At 65.5% G+C, this 13,614-nt stretch carries 22 protein-coding genes; 19 read left to right on the forward strand and 3 right to left on the reverse strand.

The features are described from left to right. Positions 1 to 28 precede the first annotated feature (28 nt). From rpsJ to B0W80_RS04480, 14 genes are all read left to right on the forward strand, one after another. A complete protein-coding gene (gene rpsJ, locus B0W80_RS04415; RefSeq protein ID WP_028250951.1) occupies positions 29 to 343 on the forward strand; it encodes a 30S ribosomal protein S10 in 315 nt (104 codons plus the stop codon). Between the two features lie 123 nt (positions 344 to 466). Further along, positions 467 to 2,077 (forward strand): hypothetical protein, encoded by a 1,611-nt coding sequence (locus tag B0W80_RS04420; protein ID WP_076997901.1) that lies wholly within the window; start codon positions 467 to 469, stop codon positions 2,075 to 2,077. Positions 2,078 to 2,088: 11 nt separating this feature from the next. Then, on the forward strand, positions 2,089 to 2,598 hold the full coding sequence (locus tag B0W80_RS04425; RefSeq protein WP_076997902.1) for a hypothetical protein: 510 nt from the start codon (positions 2,089 to 2,091) through the stop codon (positions 2,596 to 2,598). Positions 2,599 to 2,786: 188 nt separating this feature from the next. Then, positions 2,787 to 3,458, forward strand: a complete 672-nt coding sequence (gene rplC, locus B0W80_RS04430; protein WP_076997903.1) for a 50S ribosomal protein L3 — start codon at positions 2,787 to 2,789, stop codon at positions 3,456 to 3,458. A 12-nt stretch (positions 3,459 to 3,470) separates the two neighbouring features. Next, on the forward strand, positions 3,471 to 4,091 hold the full coding sequence (rplD, locus tag B0W80_RS04435) for a 50S ribosomal protein L4 (RefSeq protein ID WP_076997904.1): 621 nt from the start codon (positions 3,471 to 3,473) through the stop codon (positions 4,089 to 4,091). Continuing rightward, positions 4,088 to 4,423 carry a 50S ribosomal protein L23 gene (gene rplW / locus B0W80_RS04440; protein ID WP_076997905.1) on the forward strand — a complete coding sequence of 112 codons (336 nt, stop codon included), beginning with the start codon at positions 4,088 to 4,090 and terminating at the stop codon, positions 4,421 to 4,423. Before rplD ends, rplW begins: the two co-directional genes overlap by 4 nt. A 2-nt stretch (positions 4,424 to 4,425) precedes the next feature. Beyond that, the gene (gene rplB, locus B0W80_RS04445; protein WP_076997906.1) at positions 4,426 to 5,250 is read left to right on the forward strand and encodes a 50S ribosomal protein L2; all 825 of its coding nucleotides are present in this window, start codon (positions 4,426 to 4,428) and stop codon (positions 5,248 to 5,250) included. An 11-nt stretch (positions 5,251 to 5,261) separates the two neighbouring features. Continuing rightward, complete coding sequence (gene rpsS, locus B0W80_RS04450; RefSeq protein ID WP_076997907.1) at positions 5,262 to 5,540, forward strand: 30S ribosomal protein S19; 279 nt, start codon at positions 5,262 to 5,264, stop codon at positions 5,538 to 5,540. A gap of 9 nt (positions 5,541 to 5,549) precedes the next feature. Continuing rightward, the gene (rplV, locus tag B0W80_RS04455; RefSeq protein ID WP_019657678.1) at positions 5,550 to 5,882 is read left to right on the forward strand and encodes a 50S ribosomal protein L22; all 333 of its coding nucleotides are present in this window, start codon (positions 5,550 to 5,552) and stop codon (positions 5,880 to 5,882) included. 15 nt (positions 5,883 to 5,897) lie between these two features. Continuing rightward, entirely contained in the window at positions 5,898 to 6,800 is a 903-nt protein-coding gene (gene rpsC / locus B0W80_RS04460; protein WP_076997908.1) for a 30S ribosomal protein S3, read from the forward strand. 30 nt (positions 6,801 to 6,830) lie between these two features. After that, positions 6,831 to 7,247: a 50S ribosomal protein L16 gene (gene rplP / locus B0W80_RS04465; protein ID WP_068674864.1), complete on the forward strand. Its 417-nt coding sequence runs from the start codon at positions 6,831 to 6,833 to the stop codon at positions 7,245 to 7,247. 56 nt (positions 7,248 to 7,303) lie between these two features. Next, on the forward strand, positions 7,304 to 7,507 hold the full coding sequence (gene rpmC, locus B0W80_RS04470; RefSeq protein WP_076998029.1) for a 50S ribosomal protein L29: 204 nt from the start codon (positions 7,304 to 7,306) through the stop codon (positions 7,505 to 7,507). 9 nt (positions 7,508 to 7,516) lie between these two features. Then, positions 7,517 to 7,786 (forward strand): 30S ribosomal protein S17, encoded by a 270-nt coding sequence (gene rpsQ / locus B0W80_RS04475; RefSeq protein ID WP_076997909.1) that lies wholly within the window; start codon positions 7,517 to 7,519, stop codon positions 7,784 to 7,786. Between the two features lie 68 nt (positions 7,787 to 7,854). Next, complete coding sequence (locus tag B0W80_RS04480; RefSeq protein ID WP_076997910.1) at positions 7,855 to 8,361, forward strand: peroxiredoxin; 507 nt, start codon at positions 7,855 to 7,857, stop codon at positions 8,359 to 8,361. A gap of 81 nt (positions 8,362 to 8,442) precedes the next feature. Here the strand turns inward: B0W80_RS04480 and B0W80_RS04485 are convergent, their stop codons facing one another. Together B0W80_RS04485 and B0W80_RS04490 are read right to left on the reverse strand one after the other, a co-directional pair. Continuing rightward, positions 8,443 to 9,033, reverse strand: coding sequence for a GNAT family N-acetyltransferase (locus B0W80_RS04485; RefSeq protein ID WP_076997911.1), 591 nt, complete (start codon positions 9,031 to 9,033; stop codon positions 8,443 to 8,445). Further along, entirely contained in the window at positions 9,030 to 9,743 is a 714-nt protein-coding gene (locus B0W80_RS04490) for a cytochrome b/b6 domain-containing protein (RefSeq protein WP_083745174.1), read from the reverse strand. The genes B0W80_RS04485 and B0W80_RS04490 overlap by 4 nt, the downstream gene beginning before the upstream one ends. A 161-nt stretch (positions 9,744 to 9,904) precedes the next feature. On the opposite strand from B0W80_RS04490, the gene B0W80_RS04495 reads away from it, so the two are divergent. Continuing rightward, the gene (locus B0W80_RS04495; protein ID WP_076997912.1) at positions 9,905 to 10,351 is read left to right on the forward strand and encodes a cytochrome c; all 447 of its coding nucleotides are present in this window, start codon (positions 9,905 to 9,907) and stop codon (positions 10,349 to 10,351) included. Positions 10,352 to 10,385: 34 nt separating this feature from the next. Here the strand turns inward: B0W80_RS04495 and B0W80_RS04500 are convergent, their stop codons facing one another. Beyond that, entirely contained in the window at positions 10,386 to 10,883 is a 498-nt protein-coding gene (locus tag B0W80_RS04500) for a TlpA disulfide reductase family protein (RefSeq protein WP_076997913.1), read from the reverse strand. A 113-nt stretch (positions 10,884 to 10,996) separates the two neighbouring features. Between B0W80_RS04500 and B0W80_RS04505 the strand changes: the two genes are divergently transcribed. The 4 genes from B0W80_RS04505 to B0W80_RS04520 are packed head-to-tail and all read left to right on the forward strand — an operon-like array spanning position 10,997 to position 13,479. Further along, complete coding sequence (locus tag B0W80_RS04505) at positions 10,997 to 11,539, forward strand: hypothetical protein (protein WP_076997914.1); 543 nt, start codon at positions 10,997 to 10,999, stop codon at positions 11,537 to 11,539. Further along, a complete protein-coding gene (locus tag B0W80_RS04510) occupies positions 11,536 to 12,789 on the forward strand; it encodes an MFS transporter (RefSeq protein ID WP_076997915.1) in 1,254 nt (417 codons plus the stop codon). Before B0W80_RS04505 ends, B0W80_RS04510 begins: the two co-directional genes overlap by 4 nt. After that, positions 12,786 to 13,241, forward strand: coding sequence for a PTS sugar transporter subunit IIA (locus tag B0W80_RS04515; protein ID WP_076997916.1), 456 nt, complete (start codon positions 12,786 to 12,788; stop codon positions 13,239 to 13,241). The genes B0W80_RS04510 and B0W80_RS04515 overlap by 4 nt, the downstream gene beginning before the upstream one ends. Further along, the gene (locus tag B0W80_RS04520; protein WP_076997917.1) at positions 13,210 to 13,479 is read left to right on the forward strand and encodes an HPr family phosphocarrier protein; all 270 of its coding nucleotides are present in this window, start codon (positions 13,210 to 13,212) and stop codon (positions 13,477 to 13,479) included. Before B0W80_RS04515 ends, B0W80_RS04520 begins: the two co-directional genes overlap by 32 nt. Positions 13,480 to 13,614: the final 135 nt, after the last annotated feature.

Below are 13,614 nucleotides of genomic sequence, written 5' to 3' on the forward strand. Positions count from 1 at the left end.
ATCTGATCGATCGCACGAAGGAATCACCATGGCCACCAAGCAAAAAATCCGCATCCGCCTGAAGGCGTTCGATTACAAGCTGATCGACCAGTCCGCTGCTGAAATCGTGGACACCGCCAAGCGCACCGGTGCGATCGTCAAGGGCCCCGTGCCTTTGCCGACCCGCATGAAGCGCTTCGACATCCTGCGCTCGCCGCACGTGAACAAGACGAGCCGCGACCAGTTCGAGATCCGCACGCACCAGCGCCTCATGGACATCGTCGACCCCACCGACAAGACGGTCGATGCACTGATGAAGCTCGACTTGCCGGCCGGTGTCGACGTCGAGATCAAACTGCAATAAGTGCCACTTTTGTAGGAAAAAGCCCGCGCGCAGAAATGCCCGCGGGCTTATTTACTGGGCCGGGGATGTGGCATCCTCTTGGCACGGCAATCTGTCGGGCGAGCATGCTCCTGGGGAGTAGAGATGAAGACAACATGGTTCCTGCGGACCCTCGCGCTGGTTTCCGCAGTAGCACTCAGTGCGTGCGGAGGGGGCGGCGGCGGTGGCGGCGGTGGGTTCTTCGCTCCTCTCACGGTTGCGCCGACGACACCCGGCGCTACCAGCGTCACGCTCAACGGCAACGTCACCTACGACTCGGTTCCCAATGCGACAGGTGGCTTGAACTACGCGGCGACGACCCCGAAGCCCGTGCGCGGTGCCCTGGTGGAAGTGCTGGACGGCAGCTCGACGGTGATCGCCACCACGGCCACGGACGGCAATGGCGCCTACACCACCTCCGTGCCCGCCAACACCACCGTCACGGTTCGCGTCAAGGCCCAGTTGCTGCAGAGCGGTACGGGACCGAGTTGGGATGTCAGCGTACGCGACAACACACAGGGCGAAGCGCTTTACTCGATGCAATCGTCCTCGTTTGCTACGGGTGGTTCAACCGTCACGCGTGACGTCCATGCGCCTTCGGGTTGGACGGGCACGTCGTACGGATCGGACCGCGTGGCCGGGCCGTTCGCGGTGCTCGACACCGTCTATGCGACGCAGGCCAAGGTGTTGTCCGCCGCGCCGACCACGGTGTTCCCGGCATTGCGCGTGTACTGGAGCGTCAACAATCTGCCGGCCACCGGCAATCTCACGCTGGGCCAGATCGGCACAACCTTCTTCACGACATCGGGCACGGCGGGGCGCTCCATCTATGTTCTGGGCAAGGCAGACGTCGATACCGACGAGTACGACACCTCGGTCGTCGCCCATGAATGGGGCCACTACTATCAGTCGGCGTTCAGCCGTGACGATTCGCCCGGGGGCGCCCACGGCGTGGACGAGCTTCTGGACCGCCGGCTGGCTTTCTCGGAGGGCTGGGGCAACGCATGGTCGGGCATTGCGCTTGGCCGCAGCAATTACACCGACTCGGTGGGGGCAAGCCAGGCATTGGGCTCCAACCTGAACCTCGCCGCGGGTCCATCGACGAATCAAGGCTGGTATCGCGAGGCCTCGATTCATTCGATCCTGTGGAACTTGAACAACCAGGTGGGCTTCAAGCCGATCCACGACGCGATGACCGGATCGTTCAAGACCGGCGTCGCCGTCACGTCGATCCATCCCTTCTCGGTCGCCTTCAACGCCGCAGCGCCGAGCAGTGCCTCTGCCTTGAATGCGTTGCTGGTTGCCCAGAACATCGCCGTCCCCAACAGCCCTTACGCGGACAACGAGAGCAATGGTGGCGGCTTCAACACCTATACGCTGCCGATGTACAAGGTCGTCAATCTCGGTGTCGGCACGTCGACCTGCGTCACGAACCAGGCCGACCCGGCGCGAGACGGCAACAAGCTCGGCAGCTACGCCTACCTGCGCTTCACGGCGCCGACGCAACGCAACTACAGCATCACGGTCACCGGAGGCGGCGCGGGCACCGACCCGGATTTCGTGGTCTACCAGGGGCGCCGCGCAGGCCAGGGGCTTTCAACTGTCGCAGGAAGCGAGTCTGGTGCAGCCACGCTTTCTGCCGGCGACGCAGTTCTGGTCGTCAACGACTTCAACAACACGTCGACGAATACGTGTTTCACCGTCACCATCAACTGAGGAACACAGCCATGCGCGCACACCGCCTTGCAACCATCGTCCTGTTGACGCTGGGCGTGGGCCTGTCCCTCCAGGCCTGCGCCGGGATCAAGCCTGCGAGCGGCGGTTCGGCCGCCATGGTCGCGGCGCCGATGAAGCCGGGCGGCTCCGGCATCGCGGTCCAGTACCGCATCGACGGAGAGCCGCAGGCAGGCGTCGCCGTGCCGGTGGTGCTTCGTTTCGAAGGCATCACCGCTCCCGCAGGGGGCTCGGTGCGCTTCACCGGTGACGGTGGTCTCACGATCGCCGGCTCGTCCGGATCGCAGGCACTGCCCGCGGGGCAAGTCACCACCATCACCCTTCAGGTCGCGACCGACGCGGACGGGATAGGCTATCTGAACGTGTTCACGACCCAGAACGGCGCCACCAGCGCCACCTCGATCACGGTGCAGACCAGCAAGGCGCCCTCCGCCCTGCCCAAAGCAAGCGGCCTCAAGCAGACGCCCGAAGGCGACAAGATCATCACGATGCCGGCGAAGTGAACCTGGCAGTCCGCGCCAGCGGACTGCTTGCACGACGTCGCACGCCCGGTCTATAATCGCCGGCTCCGCCCAATTTGCGCCCAGGCCTTTGCTCTGGCGCTGTTGTGCAGAGATTTATCAACCTCTTCCGCATACCAAACGCTGTCGCCAATTGAAGTGGCAGCGGCGGGAGTCTTGGAGAAAAAACCATGAGTCTGAGCAACTCCCTCGGGTTGCTGGGCCGCAAGGTGGGGATGATGCGTCTCTTCACCGATGACGGTGACGCTGTTCCCGTCACGGTAGTGGATGTGTCCAACAACCGTGTGACCCAGATCAAAACCCAAGAGACCGATGGCTACGTCGCCCTGCAGGTGACCTTCGGCTCGCGCAAGGCATCGCGCGTCACCAAGCCCGAAGCTGGCCATCTCGCCAAGGCTGGCGTCGAAGCCGGCGAAATCATCCAGGAATTCCGCATCACCGCCGATGCCGCCGCCCAGCACAAGGCTGGTGGCGCCATTGCAGCGGCCAGCGTGTTTACCGTGGGCCAAAAGGTCGACGTGCAAGGCACTTCGATCGGCAAGGGCTACGCGGGCACCATCAAGCGCCACAACATGTCCTCGCAGCGCGCGTCGCACGGCAACAGCCGTTCGCACAACGTGCCCGGCTCGATCGGCATGGCGCAAGATCCCGGCCGTGTGTTCCCCGGCAAGCGCATGACGGGCCACCTCGGCGACGTCACCGTGACCACCCAAAACCTCGACCTGATCCGCATCGACGAAGCACGCCAGCTGCTTTTGATCAAAGGCGCGATCCCCGGCGCCAAGGGTGGCTTCGTCACCGTTCGCCCGGCCGTCAAGGCCAAGGCGGCGCCCGCGGCTTAAGGAGCAACAGCAATGCAACTCGAACTCCTGAACGAGCAGGGCCAGGCCGCGTCCAAGTACGACGCGCCCGAGACCGTGTTCGGCCGTGACTACAACGAAGACTTGGTGCACCAGATCGTCGTCGCCTACCAGGCCAATGCCCGCCAGGGCACCCGTGCCCAGAAGGACCGCGAACAGGTCAAGCACTCGACCAAGAAGCCGTTCAAGCAAAAGGGAACGGGCCGCGCCCGTGCCGGTATGACTTCCTCGCCCCTGTGGCGTGGGGGCGGCCGCATCTTCCCGAACATGCCGGACGAAAACTTCACCCAGAAGATCAACAAGAAGATGTACCGCGCCGGCATGGCCGCCATCTTCTCCCAGCTGGCACGCGAAGGCCGCCTGGCCGTGGTCGATTCGATCAAGGTCGACTCGCCCAAGACCAAGCCGCTGGCTGCCAAGTTCAAGGCGATGAATCTCGAGTCCGTGCTCGTGATCGCCGAAGAAGTCGACGAGAACCTGTACCTGGCCTCGCGCAACCTGGTCAACGTGCTCGTGGTCGAGCCGCGTTACGCCGACCCGGTGTCGCTGGTCCACTACAAGAAGGTGCTGGTCACCAAGGGCGCCGTCGACAAGCTCAAGGAGATGTTCGCATGAGCCGCGTCAATCCCACTCCCCAGCAGCGCCAGTTCGACGAAGGTCGGCTGATGAACGTGCTGGTCGCTCCGATCGTGTCCGAAAAGGCCACGCTCGTCGGCGAAAAGTCGAATGCAGTCACCTTCAAGGTGCTGCAGGACGCCACCAAGCCCGAAATCAAGGCGGCCGTCGAACTCATGTTCAAGGTCGAAGTGAAGGGCGTGTCCGTGGCCAACATCAAGGGCAAGACCAAGCGCTTTGGTAAGTCGGTCGGCCGTCGCGACAACGTTCGCAAGGCTTACGTGACGCTCAAGGCCGGTCAGGAGCTCAACCTGGTTGGGGAAGGCGCTTAATCATGGCCGTCATCAAGATGAAACCCACTTCGCCGGGCCAACGTGGCGCGGTGAAGATCTCGCGGGACCACCTGTACAAGGGTGCGCCGCACGCAGCCCTTCTGGAACCCCAGTTCCAGAAGGCCGGCCGCAACAACAACGGCCACATCACGACTCGCCACAAGGGCGGCGGCCACAAGCACCACTACCGTGTGGTCGACTTCGTGCGCAACAAGGACGGCATCCCGGCCAAGGTCGAACGCATCGAGTACGACCCGAACCGCACCGCCCACATCGCCCTGGTGTGCTACGCCGACGGCGAGCGTCGCTACATCATCGCCCCGCGTGGCCTGGAAGCCGGTGCAACGCTGCTGAGCGGTTCGGAAGCCCCGATCCGCGCCGGCAACACGCTGCCTATCCGCAATATCCCCGTGGGTTCGACGATCCACTGCATCGAACTGCAGCCGGGCAAGGGCGCGCAGATCGCCCGTTCGGCCGGCACGTCGGCCACGCTGCTGGCCCGTGAAGGCGTTTACGCCCAGGTCCGCATGCGCTCGGGCGAAGTGCGCCGCGTGCACGTCGAATGCCGCGCCACCATCGGTGAAGTCGCCAACGAAGAGCACAGCCTGCGCCAACTCGGCAAGGCCGGTGTCAAGCGCCACATGGGCATCCGCCCGACCGTGCGCGGCGTGGTGATGAACCCGGTCGACCACCCGCACGGTGGCGGTGAAGGCAAGACCGGCGAAGGCCGCCATCCTGTTGACCCGTGGGGCAACCTCACCAAGGGTTATCGCACCCGCAACAACAAGCGCACGCAGGTCTTCATCGTGTCGCGTCGGAAGAAGTAAGGGACAGCCACATGACTCGCTCTCTCAAGAAAGGTCCCTTCGTCGACCACCACCTGGCGGCCAAGGCCGACAAGGCCGTGACGAACAAGGACAAGAAGCCGATCAAGACCTGGTCGCGTCGCTCGATGGTCCTGCCCGAGTTCATCGGCCTGACCATCGCCGTGCACAACGGCAAGCAGCACGTGCCCGTGTACATCACCGACCAGATGGTCGGCCACAAGCTCGGCGAATTTGCGCTCACGCGCACGTTCAAGGGGCACCCCGCGGACAAGAAAGTCCAGAAGAAGTAAGGAACGACCATGTCTGAAACACGTGCAGTCCTCCGCGGCGTTCGCCTTTCGGTCGACAAAGGCCGTCTGGTCGCCGATCTGATCCGCGGCAAGAAGGTGGATCAAGCGCTCAACATTCTGCAGTTCACGCAGAAGAAGGCCGCCGTGATCGTGAAGAAGGTGCTCGAGTCGGCCATCGCCAACGCCGAGCACAACGACGGTGCCGACATCGACGAACTGAAGGTCAAGACCATCTACGTCGAGCAGGGCGCCACGCTCAAGCGCTTCACGGCGCGCGCCAAGGGTCGCGGCAACCGCATCAGCAAGCCCACGTGCCACGTGTACGTGACGGTGGGCAACTAACAGGCTGGAAGAAATATGGGACAGAAAATCCACCCGACCGGCTTCCGCCTCGCGGTCAGCCGTAACTGGTCCAGCCGCTGGTACGCCAGCAACCGCGACTTCGCCGGCATGCTGGCCGAAGACATCAAGGTGCGCGAGTACCTGAAGAAGAAGCTCAAGAACGCTTCGGTGTCGCGCGTCATGATCGAGCGTCCCGCCAAGAACGCGCGCATCACGATCTACTCGGCACGGCCGGGCGTCGTGATCGGCAAGAAGGGCGAAGACATCGAGAACCTGAAGCGCGAGCTCGGCAAGCAGCTGGGCGTGCCCGTCGCCGTGAACATCGAAGAAGTGCGCAAGCCTGAAATCGATGCTCAGCTGATCGCCGACAGCATCACGCAGCAGCTCGAAAAGCGCATCATGTTCCGCCGCGCCATGAAGCGCGCCATGCAGAACGCGATGCGCCTGGGTGCTCAGGGCATCAAGATCATGTCCGCAGGCCGCCTGAACGGCATCGAAATCGCCCGCACCGAGTGGTACCGCGAAGGCCGTGTGCCGCTGCACACGCTGCGCGCCGACATCGACTACGGCACCTCGGAAGCCAAGACCACCTACGGCGTCATCGGCGTCAAGGTGTGGGTCTACAAGGGCGACACGCTGGGCCGCAACGACCTGCCGGTCGTCGAGACCCCGCGCCCCGAAGAAGAGCGCCGCCCGCGTGGCCCGCGCCGTGACGGCCGTCCTGGTGGCGACCGTCCGGGCTCGGACCGTCGTGGTGGTCCCCGTGCCGGTGCCCGCGGCCCGATCGGCGGTAACGTCGCTCCGGCCGATGGCAGCGACAAGCCCGCAGAAGCCGGCGGTGCAGACTCGAAACCCGCCGTTAAGCGCGTCCGCAAGGCCGCGCCCGCTGCAGCAGCGGACGGCGCCAAGACCGAGTGACATCGGTCTTAGAACTACGGAGTAAATAACATGCTGCAACCTGCACGCAGAAAGTTCCGCAAGGAACAGAAGGGCCGCAACACCGGCATCGCGACCCGCGGCAACGCGGTGTCCTTCGGTGATTTCGGCCTCAAGTCGATCGACCGCGGCCGCTTGACGGCACGCCAGATCGAAGCCGCCCGTCGCGCGATCTCGCGCCACGTCAAGCGCGGTGGTCGCATCTGGATTCGTGTGTTTCCCGACAAGCCGATTTCCACCAAGCCCGCCGAAGTGCGGATGGGTAACGGCAAGGGCAACCCCGAGTATTACGTCGCCGAGATCCAGCCCGGCAAGGTGATCTACGAGATCGTCGGTGTGCCCGAAGAACTCGCGCGCGAAGCGTTCCGCCTGGCCGCCGCCAAGCTGCCGCTGCGCACCACCTTCGTCGCTCGCCAGCTCGGCGCCTGATCGGGAGAACGAACATGGCAACCCGTAAGAAGAAGGACGCCGCGGCTACCGCCAAGGTGTCGAAGGCCGCCACGCTGCGCGACAAGGATGTCGCCGGCCTGCAAGCCGAAATCAAGGATCTGCAGAAGGCTCATTTCGGCCTGCGCATGCAGAAGGCCACGCAACAACTGTCCAACACGGCCACGCTGCGCATCACGCGCCGCGACATCGCCCGTGCCAAGACCATTCTTGCGCAGAAGCAGCAAGAAACCGCCAAGTAAGGAGTGACCATGACGGAAGCTAAAAAATCCCTCAAGCGCACCCTGATCGGCAAGGTGGTCAGCGACAAGCGTGCCAAGACGGTGACGGTGCTCGTCGAGCGCCGCGTGAAGCACCCGATCTACGACAAGGTGGTGACCCGCTCGAGCAAGTACCACGCCCATGACGAAAAGGGCGAGTACAAGATGGGCGACACCATCGAGATCACCGAAAGCCGGCCGATCTCGAAGACCAAGAACTGGGTCGTGACCCGCTTGGTCGAGAAGGCCATCACGGTCTGATCGTCGGCGCGCAGCCAATCCGAAAGCGGCCCACAATGTGGGCCGCTTTTCTTTTTTCAGGAGCAAACATGATCAAAGTCGGTGACACCCTTCCTGCTGCGACCTTGCAGGAGTATTCCGAGGTCGAGGGCGAAGGCTGCAGCATCGGCCCGAACGCTGTCGACGTGAGTCAGGCCTCGGCGGGCAAGACCATTGCGCTCTTCGCGCTGCCTGGTGCCTTCACGCCCACTTGTTCGGCCAAGCACGTGCCGGGCTATGTGCAGCGCGTCGACGAACTCAAGGCCGCGGGCGTGGACGAGATCTGGTGCGTGAGCGTCAACGACGCGTTCGTGATGGGCGCGTGGGCGCGTGACCAGAAGACCGACGGCAAGGTGCGCATGCTGGCCGACGGCAGCGGCGTGTTCGCGAACGCCACGGGCCTGACGCTGGATCTCACGGGCCGCGGCATGGGCGTTCGCAGCAACCGCTACTCGATGCTGGTCAAGGACGGCAAGGTGGCCGCGCTCAACATCGAGGCACCCGGCAAGTTCGAGGTCAGCGACGCCGAGACGCTGCTCAAGCAGGCCCGCGGCTGATCGCGCCCGGCTGATCGCATTCGGCCAATCGCACTCGGTCGATCCCGCCGGCCGAATGCGCCGGCGGAGTACGCCCTCCCGTCAAAGATCGACCTTGAGGTAATGCGACCCCGCAATGGGGTTGTGATAGTAGGGCGGGACTTCGACGAAACCCAGGTCCTCGTAGAGGGCCCGCGCCGACTCCATGTCATCCAGCGTGTCGAGCAGCACGCAGGCATAGCCGGCGCCGCGCGCTGCGTCCAGGATGGCTTCGGCCATCTGGCGGCCGAGACCCAGGCCTCGAAACTGCGGACGGACATAAAGGCGCTTCATCTCCGCCGCGTTCGGGTAGTCGGCCATGTCCAGGGGGCGCAGTGCGCAGCAGCCCGCGACATAGGCCTCGATGCCATTGGCGCGCTTCAACGTCGGCACGCCCGCACGCTCCGATTGCGAACCTCCGGGCCCGGCATCCACCAGGGCCAGCAGCAGCGCACCACGCGGCTCGGCGTAGTCGCCAGGCAAGTCAGCCAACTCCGCATCGAAATTCTGGAAGCACAGGTCGATCCCCAGCGAGGCCGCGTACTCGAGAAAAATCGACCGCGTGATGTCGAGCTCGCTGCCGGGGTCGGGCGTGACCAGCACGATGTCCGGCGTGCCCGCCAATGGAAGCGGCCTGGAGATGGAAAAAGTCATGCTCTGAGCGAAGCGATCCACGTCGCGAATGCGGCGCAGAGAACGTAAACCACAAGGGCCAGCAACCTGGAGGCCGCATCGTCACGGCTAGGCGCCGCGCTCCCGTGGGCGACCAGCTTGTCACCCGAGATCATCGGCCGAACCAGCCGATGGCCCTTCACCGCGATGTAGAACAGCACGGCCAGCACGTGCAGGCTCACCAGCCCGATCACGAGCCACTTGCCTTGTGCTTTGTGCCAGCCCGTGGCCGCGCTGACCACGGCGCCCGAAACGAAGCGGGTCAGCGGCCCGGCCGAGGCGATCTCGTCGTCAGCGACCAGCCCGGTTGCCACCTGCACCAGCAGGACGGCGAGCACGCCGAACACCGAGAGGGCGCCCAGCGGCGTGTGGCCGATCAGGTGATCCGGATGGGCCCTGCCTTGAAGGTAGGCCACCACGGAGCGGGGCGCATACAGAAATGCGGAAAAGCGCGACCAGCGCCCGCCCACGAAGCCCCAGACCAGGCGGAAGAGCAGCAGCGACAGCACCACGTAGCCGATCCGGAAATGCCATTCCATGATCCCGCTGAGGCCCGTCACGATCATTCCGATGACCGCCGCCGCCAGCAGCCAGTGGAACAGCCGCGTCGGCAGGTCCCAGACCCGGGTGCGCGGCGCGCCGGCGTCACCCAGCCCCGCATGGCGCGTCGTGGGCTCGAAGGGGGCGGTCATCGAAAGGGCTGCTGGCAATGCGGCGGGAAGCGCAGATTAGCAAAGTTCCGGCCCAGGGCGCCCTGCGGGTTGTCTCTAGGCCATCCGGCCACCTGCGCGCCTCACACTGGCCGGCAGCGGCGCACGTCGCTGCCGCGCCCACAAGAAGAGAAGGATCCACGATGAATCGCCTTTGCACCCTTGCGCTGGCTGCTGCCTGCGTCGCACTGTCCGTTCCTGCTGCTGCGCAATTTGCCAAGACCGACGATGCCGTGATGTATCGCCAGAGCGCCATGTTCATCATGAGCCAGCACTTCGGCCGGCTCGGCGGCATGGCCAACGGCCGGGTTCCCTACGACGCCGCCGCGGCGGTGGCCAACGCGGAGGTGGTCGCCGCGATGGCGAAGCTGCCCTGGCCCGCCTTCGGCACCGGCATGGAAGGTGGCAAGGCCAAGCCCGACATCTGGAAGGAGCAGGCGAAGTTCAAGGAAAACCAGGACAAGCTGCAGGCCGAGACCGTCAAGCTGGTCGCCGCAGCCAAGGCCGGCAATGTGGAGGCCCTCAAGGCGCAGTTCGGACCCACCGGTGGCGTCTGCAAAGCCTGCCACGACGGCTTCCGGAAAGATTGAAGCTCCCCTGAACTCCCGCAGGGAGACGACGAATTCAGGCCTCTGCCAGCAGCTTCTCGATCAAGCGATGCAGCTCGGCGAAGTCCGGCTCGCCCACGTAGCGCTTCACAATTTCGCCGCGCTTGTTCACGATGTAGGTGGTGGGCGTGAGCTGCACGTCGCCCCAGGCCTTGGCGACCGAACCGGTGTTGTCGATCGCCACCTTGAAGGGCAGCTTGCGCGTCTCGGCGAAGTTCACCACGTAGCTCGGCGGGTCGTAGCTCATGGCCACGGCGAGGGTGTCGTAGCCCTGGGCCTTGTACTTGTCGTACGTGGCGATGACCTTGGGCATCTCGGCCACGCAGGTCACGCAACTGGTGGCCCAGAAGTTGACCAGCGTGACCTTGCCCTTGAGGTCTTCGGTGCTCTTCTTGCTGCCGTCGAGCAACACGAAGGTGGATGGCGGTGCAGCCGACACACCCGTGTTCAGGTAGATGCCCACGCCGGCGGCCAGGGCGATCACGATGGCGGCGGCGGGGATCAGCTTCTTCATGGGCGTTCGATGGAGGGGGCGGGGCGATTTTAGTTCCGCCCTGCGCGACTTGCATTGCCTGCGCCCGAGGCATCCGGTGCGACTTCGGCGGCGGTTCGATAATCGGCCCTCCGATGCCCCTGCCTCCCTGTACTCGATTCGTCGCGCCGGCCGTGCTGGCATCCTGCCTGCTCGGCGCCTGCAGCCCCGTCTTCAACTGGCGCGAGGTTCCGATCGCGGACGACGGCCTGGTGGCACTGCTGCCCTGCAAGCCCGACCGCGCGACGCGGAGCCTCCCGCTGGGCCCCGGCGCCACCATCACCGTCGACATGGCGGGCTGCGAGGCCGGAGGCGCCACATTCGCCGTCGCCCACGCCACGGCCGACGACGCCGCCCAGGCCGAGCGCTGGATGAACGCCTGGCGCGCCGCCACCCGCAGCCAGCTCGTGGGCCGCTCCGTGGCCGAAGTGCCGGCCACCTTGCTGCGGGCCTCGCCTTCGCCGGCCCCCGTGCGGCTCGACGTGCAAGACGCGCCCGGCAGCCCGCCGCCGGCCCACATGCTGTGGTTCGCGCAGCAGCGCGCCGGCAAGATCGCGCTCTACCAGGCCACGGTGCTGGGCCGTCCCGAGTCGGCCGATGCGCTGACCACCTTTCTCGAAGGGCTGCGCCTGCCATGAGTGGATTGCTCGACGGACGCGGCCGCGTCGCCGTGGTCTTCCTGGTCTTTGCCTTCGCGTACTTCCTGTCGACGCTGGTGCGTGCGATCACTGCGACCCTGTCGCCGGTGCTGACGGCCGAATTCGGCCTGCATGCGCGCGACCTCGGCCTGCTGGCCGGCGGCTACTTCCTCGGCTTCGCCATGACCCAGTTGCCCATGGGCACCTGGCTCGACCGGCACGGGCCCAAACGCGTGATGCTCTGGTTCCTGTCGGCTGCTGTCGTCGGCTGCCTGCTCTTCTCGGTCGCCACGCAGTTCTGGGTGCTGCTCGCGGCCCGCATGCTCACCGGCGTCGGTGTCAGCGCGTGCCTCATGGCGCCGCTCACCGGCTACCGGCGCTGGTTCGATCCGCCGATGCAGCTGCGTGCCAACTCCTGGATGCTGATGGTCGGCTCGCTCGGCATGGTCGGCGCCACGCTGCCGGTGACCTGGCTGATGCCGCTGACCGGGTGGCGGCCGCTGTTCTGGATGCTCGCCGGCGGCGTGCTGCTGTCGATGCTCGTGATCGCGTGGGCCACGCCCGCGTGGCCGCACAAGCCCGCCAATAGCGCCGTGACCCCAGGCCCGGCCCGCGACGCCGGCTACGCCGCCGTCTGGCGCGACCCCTTCTTCCGCAAGGTGGTGCCAATCGCCTTTTTCAGCCACGGCGGCTTCGTCGCCATGTCGACGCTGTGGGTCGTGCCGTGGCTCACGCGGGTGACGGGCGACACGCCCACCGAGGCCGCCGATGGGCTGTTCGCGATCTGCGTCTCGATGCTGGTCACCTACTGGCTCTGGGGCTCGGCCAACCCCTGGCTGGCGCGCCGCGGCATCGTCGCCGAGCGCCTGATCGCCTGGGGCCTGCCGCTCAGCCTTCTGGCTCTGGCCGCCATCCTGGTGCTCGGCCCGGCCGCCGGCACGGTGGCCTGGACCGTCTACCTGTGCTGCGGCACGGTCGTCACGCTGGCCCAGCCCGCGGTCGCCATGGCATTGCCGCAGGCACTGGCAGGCCGGGCCCTGTCGGCGTACAACCTCGTGGTGTTCCTCGGTGTCTTCCTGATCCAGTGGTGCGTGGGGCTGCTGATCGACCTGTTCCAGCGCGTCGGCCTCGATGCTGCGGGTGCTTTCCGTGGTGCACTGGGGCTGTTCCTGGTGTGCAGCCTGTTGTCTTTTTTCTACTTCCTCTGGGCGCCCCCGCATAATCGGCGAAGCCGACTCCGACCCGCATGAACAGCATCTTCATCGTCGCCCATTCGCCGCTCGCCCAGGCGCTGCGGCAGTGTGCGTTGCATGTGTTCCCAGACAGCGAATCGTCCATCGCGGCGCTCGACGTGCTGCCCAACGTGTCGCCCGACGAAACCCTGGCGGCGGCCCGCATCACGCTGGCCCAGCTGCAACGCACGCCGCGCTCGCAGGTCCTGGTGCTGGCCGATGTGTTCGGCGCCACGCCGTGCAACGTGGCGCAGAAGCTGGTCGACGGCGTTCGGTCCCGCCTGGTGGCCGGCGTCAACCTGCCGATGCTGTTGCGTGCCGTAAGCTACCGCAACGAGCCGCTCGACACGCTGGTGCAGCGCGCGCTCACCGGCGGCACCGCAGGCGTCATGCAGGTGGCCGTGGCGGCACCCCAGAACCAGGCAAGAAGAAAGCACAGTGATCAAGACATCCGTGACCATCAGCAATAAGCTGGGCCTGCATGCACGGGCTTCGGCCAAGCTCACCAAGCTCGCGGGCAGCTACCCCTGCGAGGTCTGGCTGTCGCGCGGCGACCGCCGCGTCAATGCCAAGAGCATCATGGGCGTGATGATGCTGGCGGCCGGCATCGGCGTGACGGTCCAGGTCGAAACCAACGGCGACCGGGAACAGGAAGCGCTCGACGCCATCGTGGCCCTCATGAACGACAAGTTCGGAGAAGGCGAATGATGTGGCCCCCAGGCTTTTCACTTCGCTGCGCTTCGTGTAACGCCACCCCCCGAGGGGGCTGGGCCCGCTTGGGGCGGCCCGGCGCGGGAATGATGTGGCCCCCAGGCTTTTCACTTCGCTGCGCTTCGTGTAATG

The organism is Variovorax sp. KK3, from assembly GCF_001984055.1.
Taxonomy (GTDB): Bacteria; Pseudomonadota; Gammaproteobacteria; order Burkholderiales; family Burkholderiaceae_C; genus Variovorax.

What these genes read in the sequence shown, in the direction of transcription:
- rpsQ (WP_076997909.1), top strand. Translation starts at nt 7,517, where the DNA reads ATGACGGAAGCTAAAAAATCCCTCAAGCGCACCCTGATCGGCAAGGTG.
- rplD (WP_076997904.1), top strand. Translation starts at nt 3,471, where the DNA reads ATGCAACTCGAACTCCTGAACGAGCAGGGCCAGGCCGCGTCCAAGTAC.
- B0W80_RS04505 (WP_076997914.1), top strand. Translation starts at nt 10,997, where the DNA reads ATGCCCCTGCCTCCCTGTACTCGATTCGTCGCGCCGGCCGTGCTGGCA.
- rplV (WP_019657678.1), top strand. Translation starts at nt 5,550, where the DNA reads ATGTCTGAAACACGTGCAGTCCTCCGCGGCGTTCGCCTTTCGGTCGAC.
- B0W80_RS04490 (WP_083745174.1), bottom strand. Translation starts at nt 9,743, where the DNA reads ATGACCGCCCCCTTCGAGCCCACGACGCGCCATGCGGGGCTGGGTGAC.
- B0W80_RS04510 (WP_076997915.1), top strand. Translation starts at nt 11,536, where the DNA reads ATGAGTGGATTGCTCGACGGACGCGGCCGCGTCGCCGTGGTCTTCCTG.
- rplW (WP_076997905.1), top strand. Translation starts at nt 4,088, where the DNA reads ATGAGCCGCGTCAATCCCACTCCCCAGCAGCGCCAGTTCGACGAAGGT.
- B0W80_RS04480 (WP_076997910.1), top strand. Translation starts at nt 7,855, where the DNA reads ATGATCAAAGTCGGTGACACCCTTCCTGCTGCGACCTTGCAGGAGTAT.
- rpsC (WP_076997908.1), top strand. Translation starts at nt 5,898, where the DNA reads ATGGGACAGAAAATCCACCCGACCGGCTTCCGCCTCGCGGTCAGCCGT.
- rplP (WP_068674864.1), top strand. Translation starts at nt 6,831, where the DNA reads ATGCTGCAACCTGCACGCAGAAAGTTCCGCAAGGAACAGAAGGGCCGC.
- rplB (WP_076997906.1), top strand. Translation starts at nt 4,426, where the DNA reads ATGGCCGTCATCAAGATGAAACCCACTTCGCCGGGCCAACGTGGCGCG.
- rpsJ (WP_028250951.1), top strand. Translation starts at nt 29, where the DNA reads ATGGCCACCAAGCAAAAAATCCGCATCCGCCTGAAGGCGTTCGATTAC.
- B0W80_RS04425 (WP_076997902.1), top strand. Translation starts at nt 2,089, where the DNA reads ATGCGCGCACACCGCCTTGCAACCATCGTCCTGTTGACGCTGGGCGTG.
- rpsS (WP_076997907.1), top strand. Translation starts at nt 5,262, where the DNA reads ATGACTCGCTCTCTCAAGAAAGGTCCCTTCGTCGACCACCACCTGGCG.
- B0W80_RS04420 (WP_076997901.1), top strand. Translation starts at nt 467, where the DNA reads ATGAAGACAACATGGTTCCTGCGGACCCTCGCGCTGGTTTCCGCAGTA.
- B0W80_RS04500 (WP_076997913.1), bottom strand. Translation starts at nt 10,883, where the DNA reads ATGAAGAAGCTGATCCCCGCCGCCGCCATCGTGATCGCCCTGGCCGCC.
- B0W80_RS04515 (WP_076997916.1), top strand. Translation starts at nt 12,786, where the DNA reads ATGAACAGCATCTTCATCGTCGCCCATTCGCCGCTCGCCCAGGCGCTG.
- B0W80_RS04485 (WP_076997911.1), bottom strand. Translation starts at nt 9,033, where the DNA reads ATGACTTTTTCCATCTCCAGGCCGCTTCCATTGGCGGGCACGCCGGAC.
- B0W80_RS04495 (WP_076997912.1), top strand. Translation starts at nt 9,905, where the DNA reads ATGAATCGCCTTTGCACCCTTGCGCTGGCTGCTGCCTGCGTCGCACTG.
- rplC (WP_076997903.1), top strand. Translation starts at nt 2,787, where the DNA reads ATGAGTCTGAGCAACTCCCTCGGGTTGCTGGGCCGCAAGGTGGGGATG.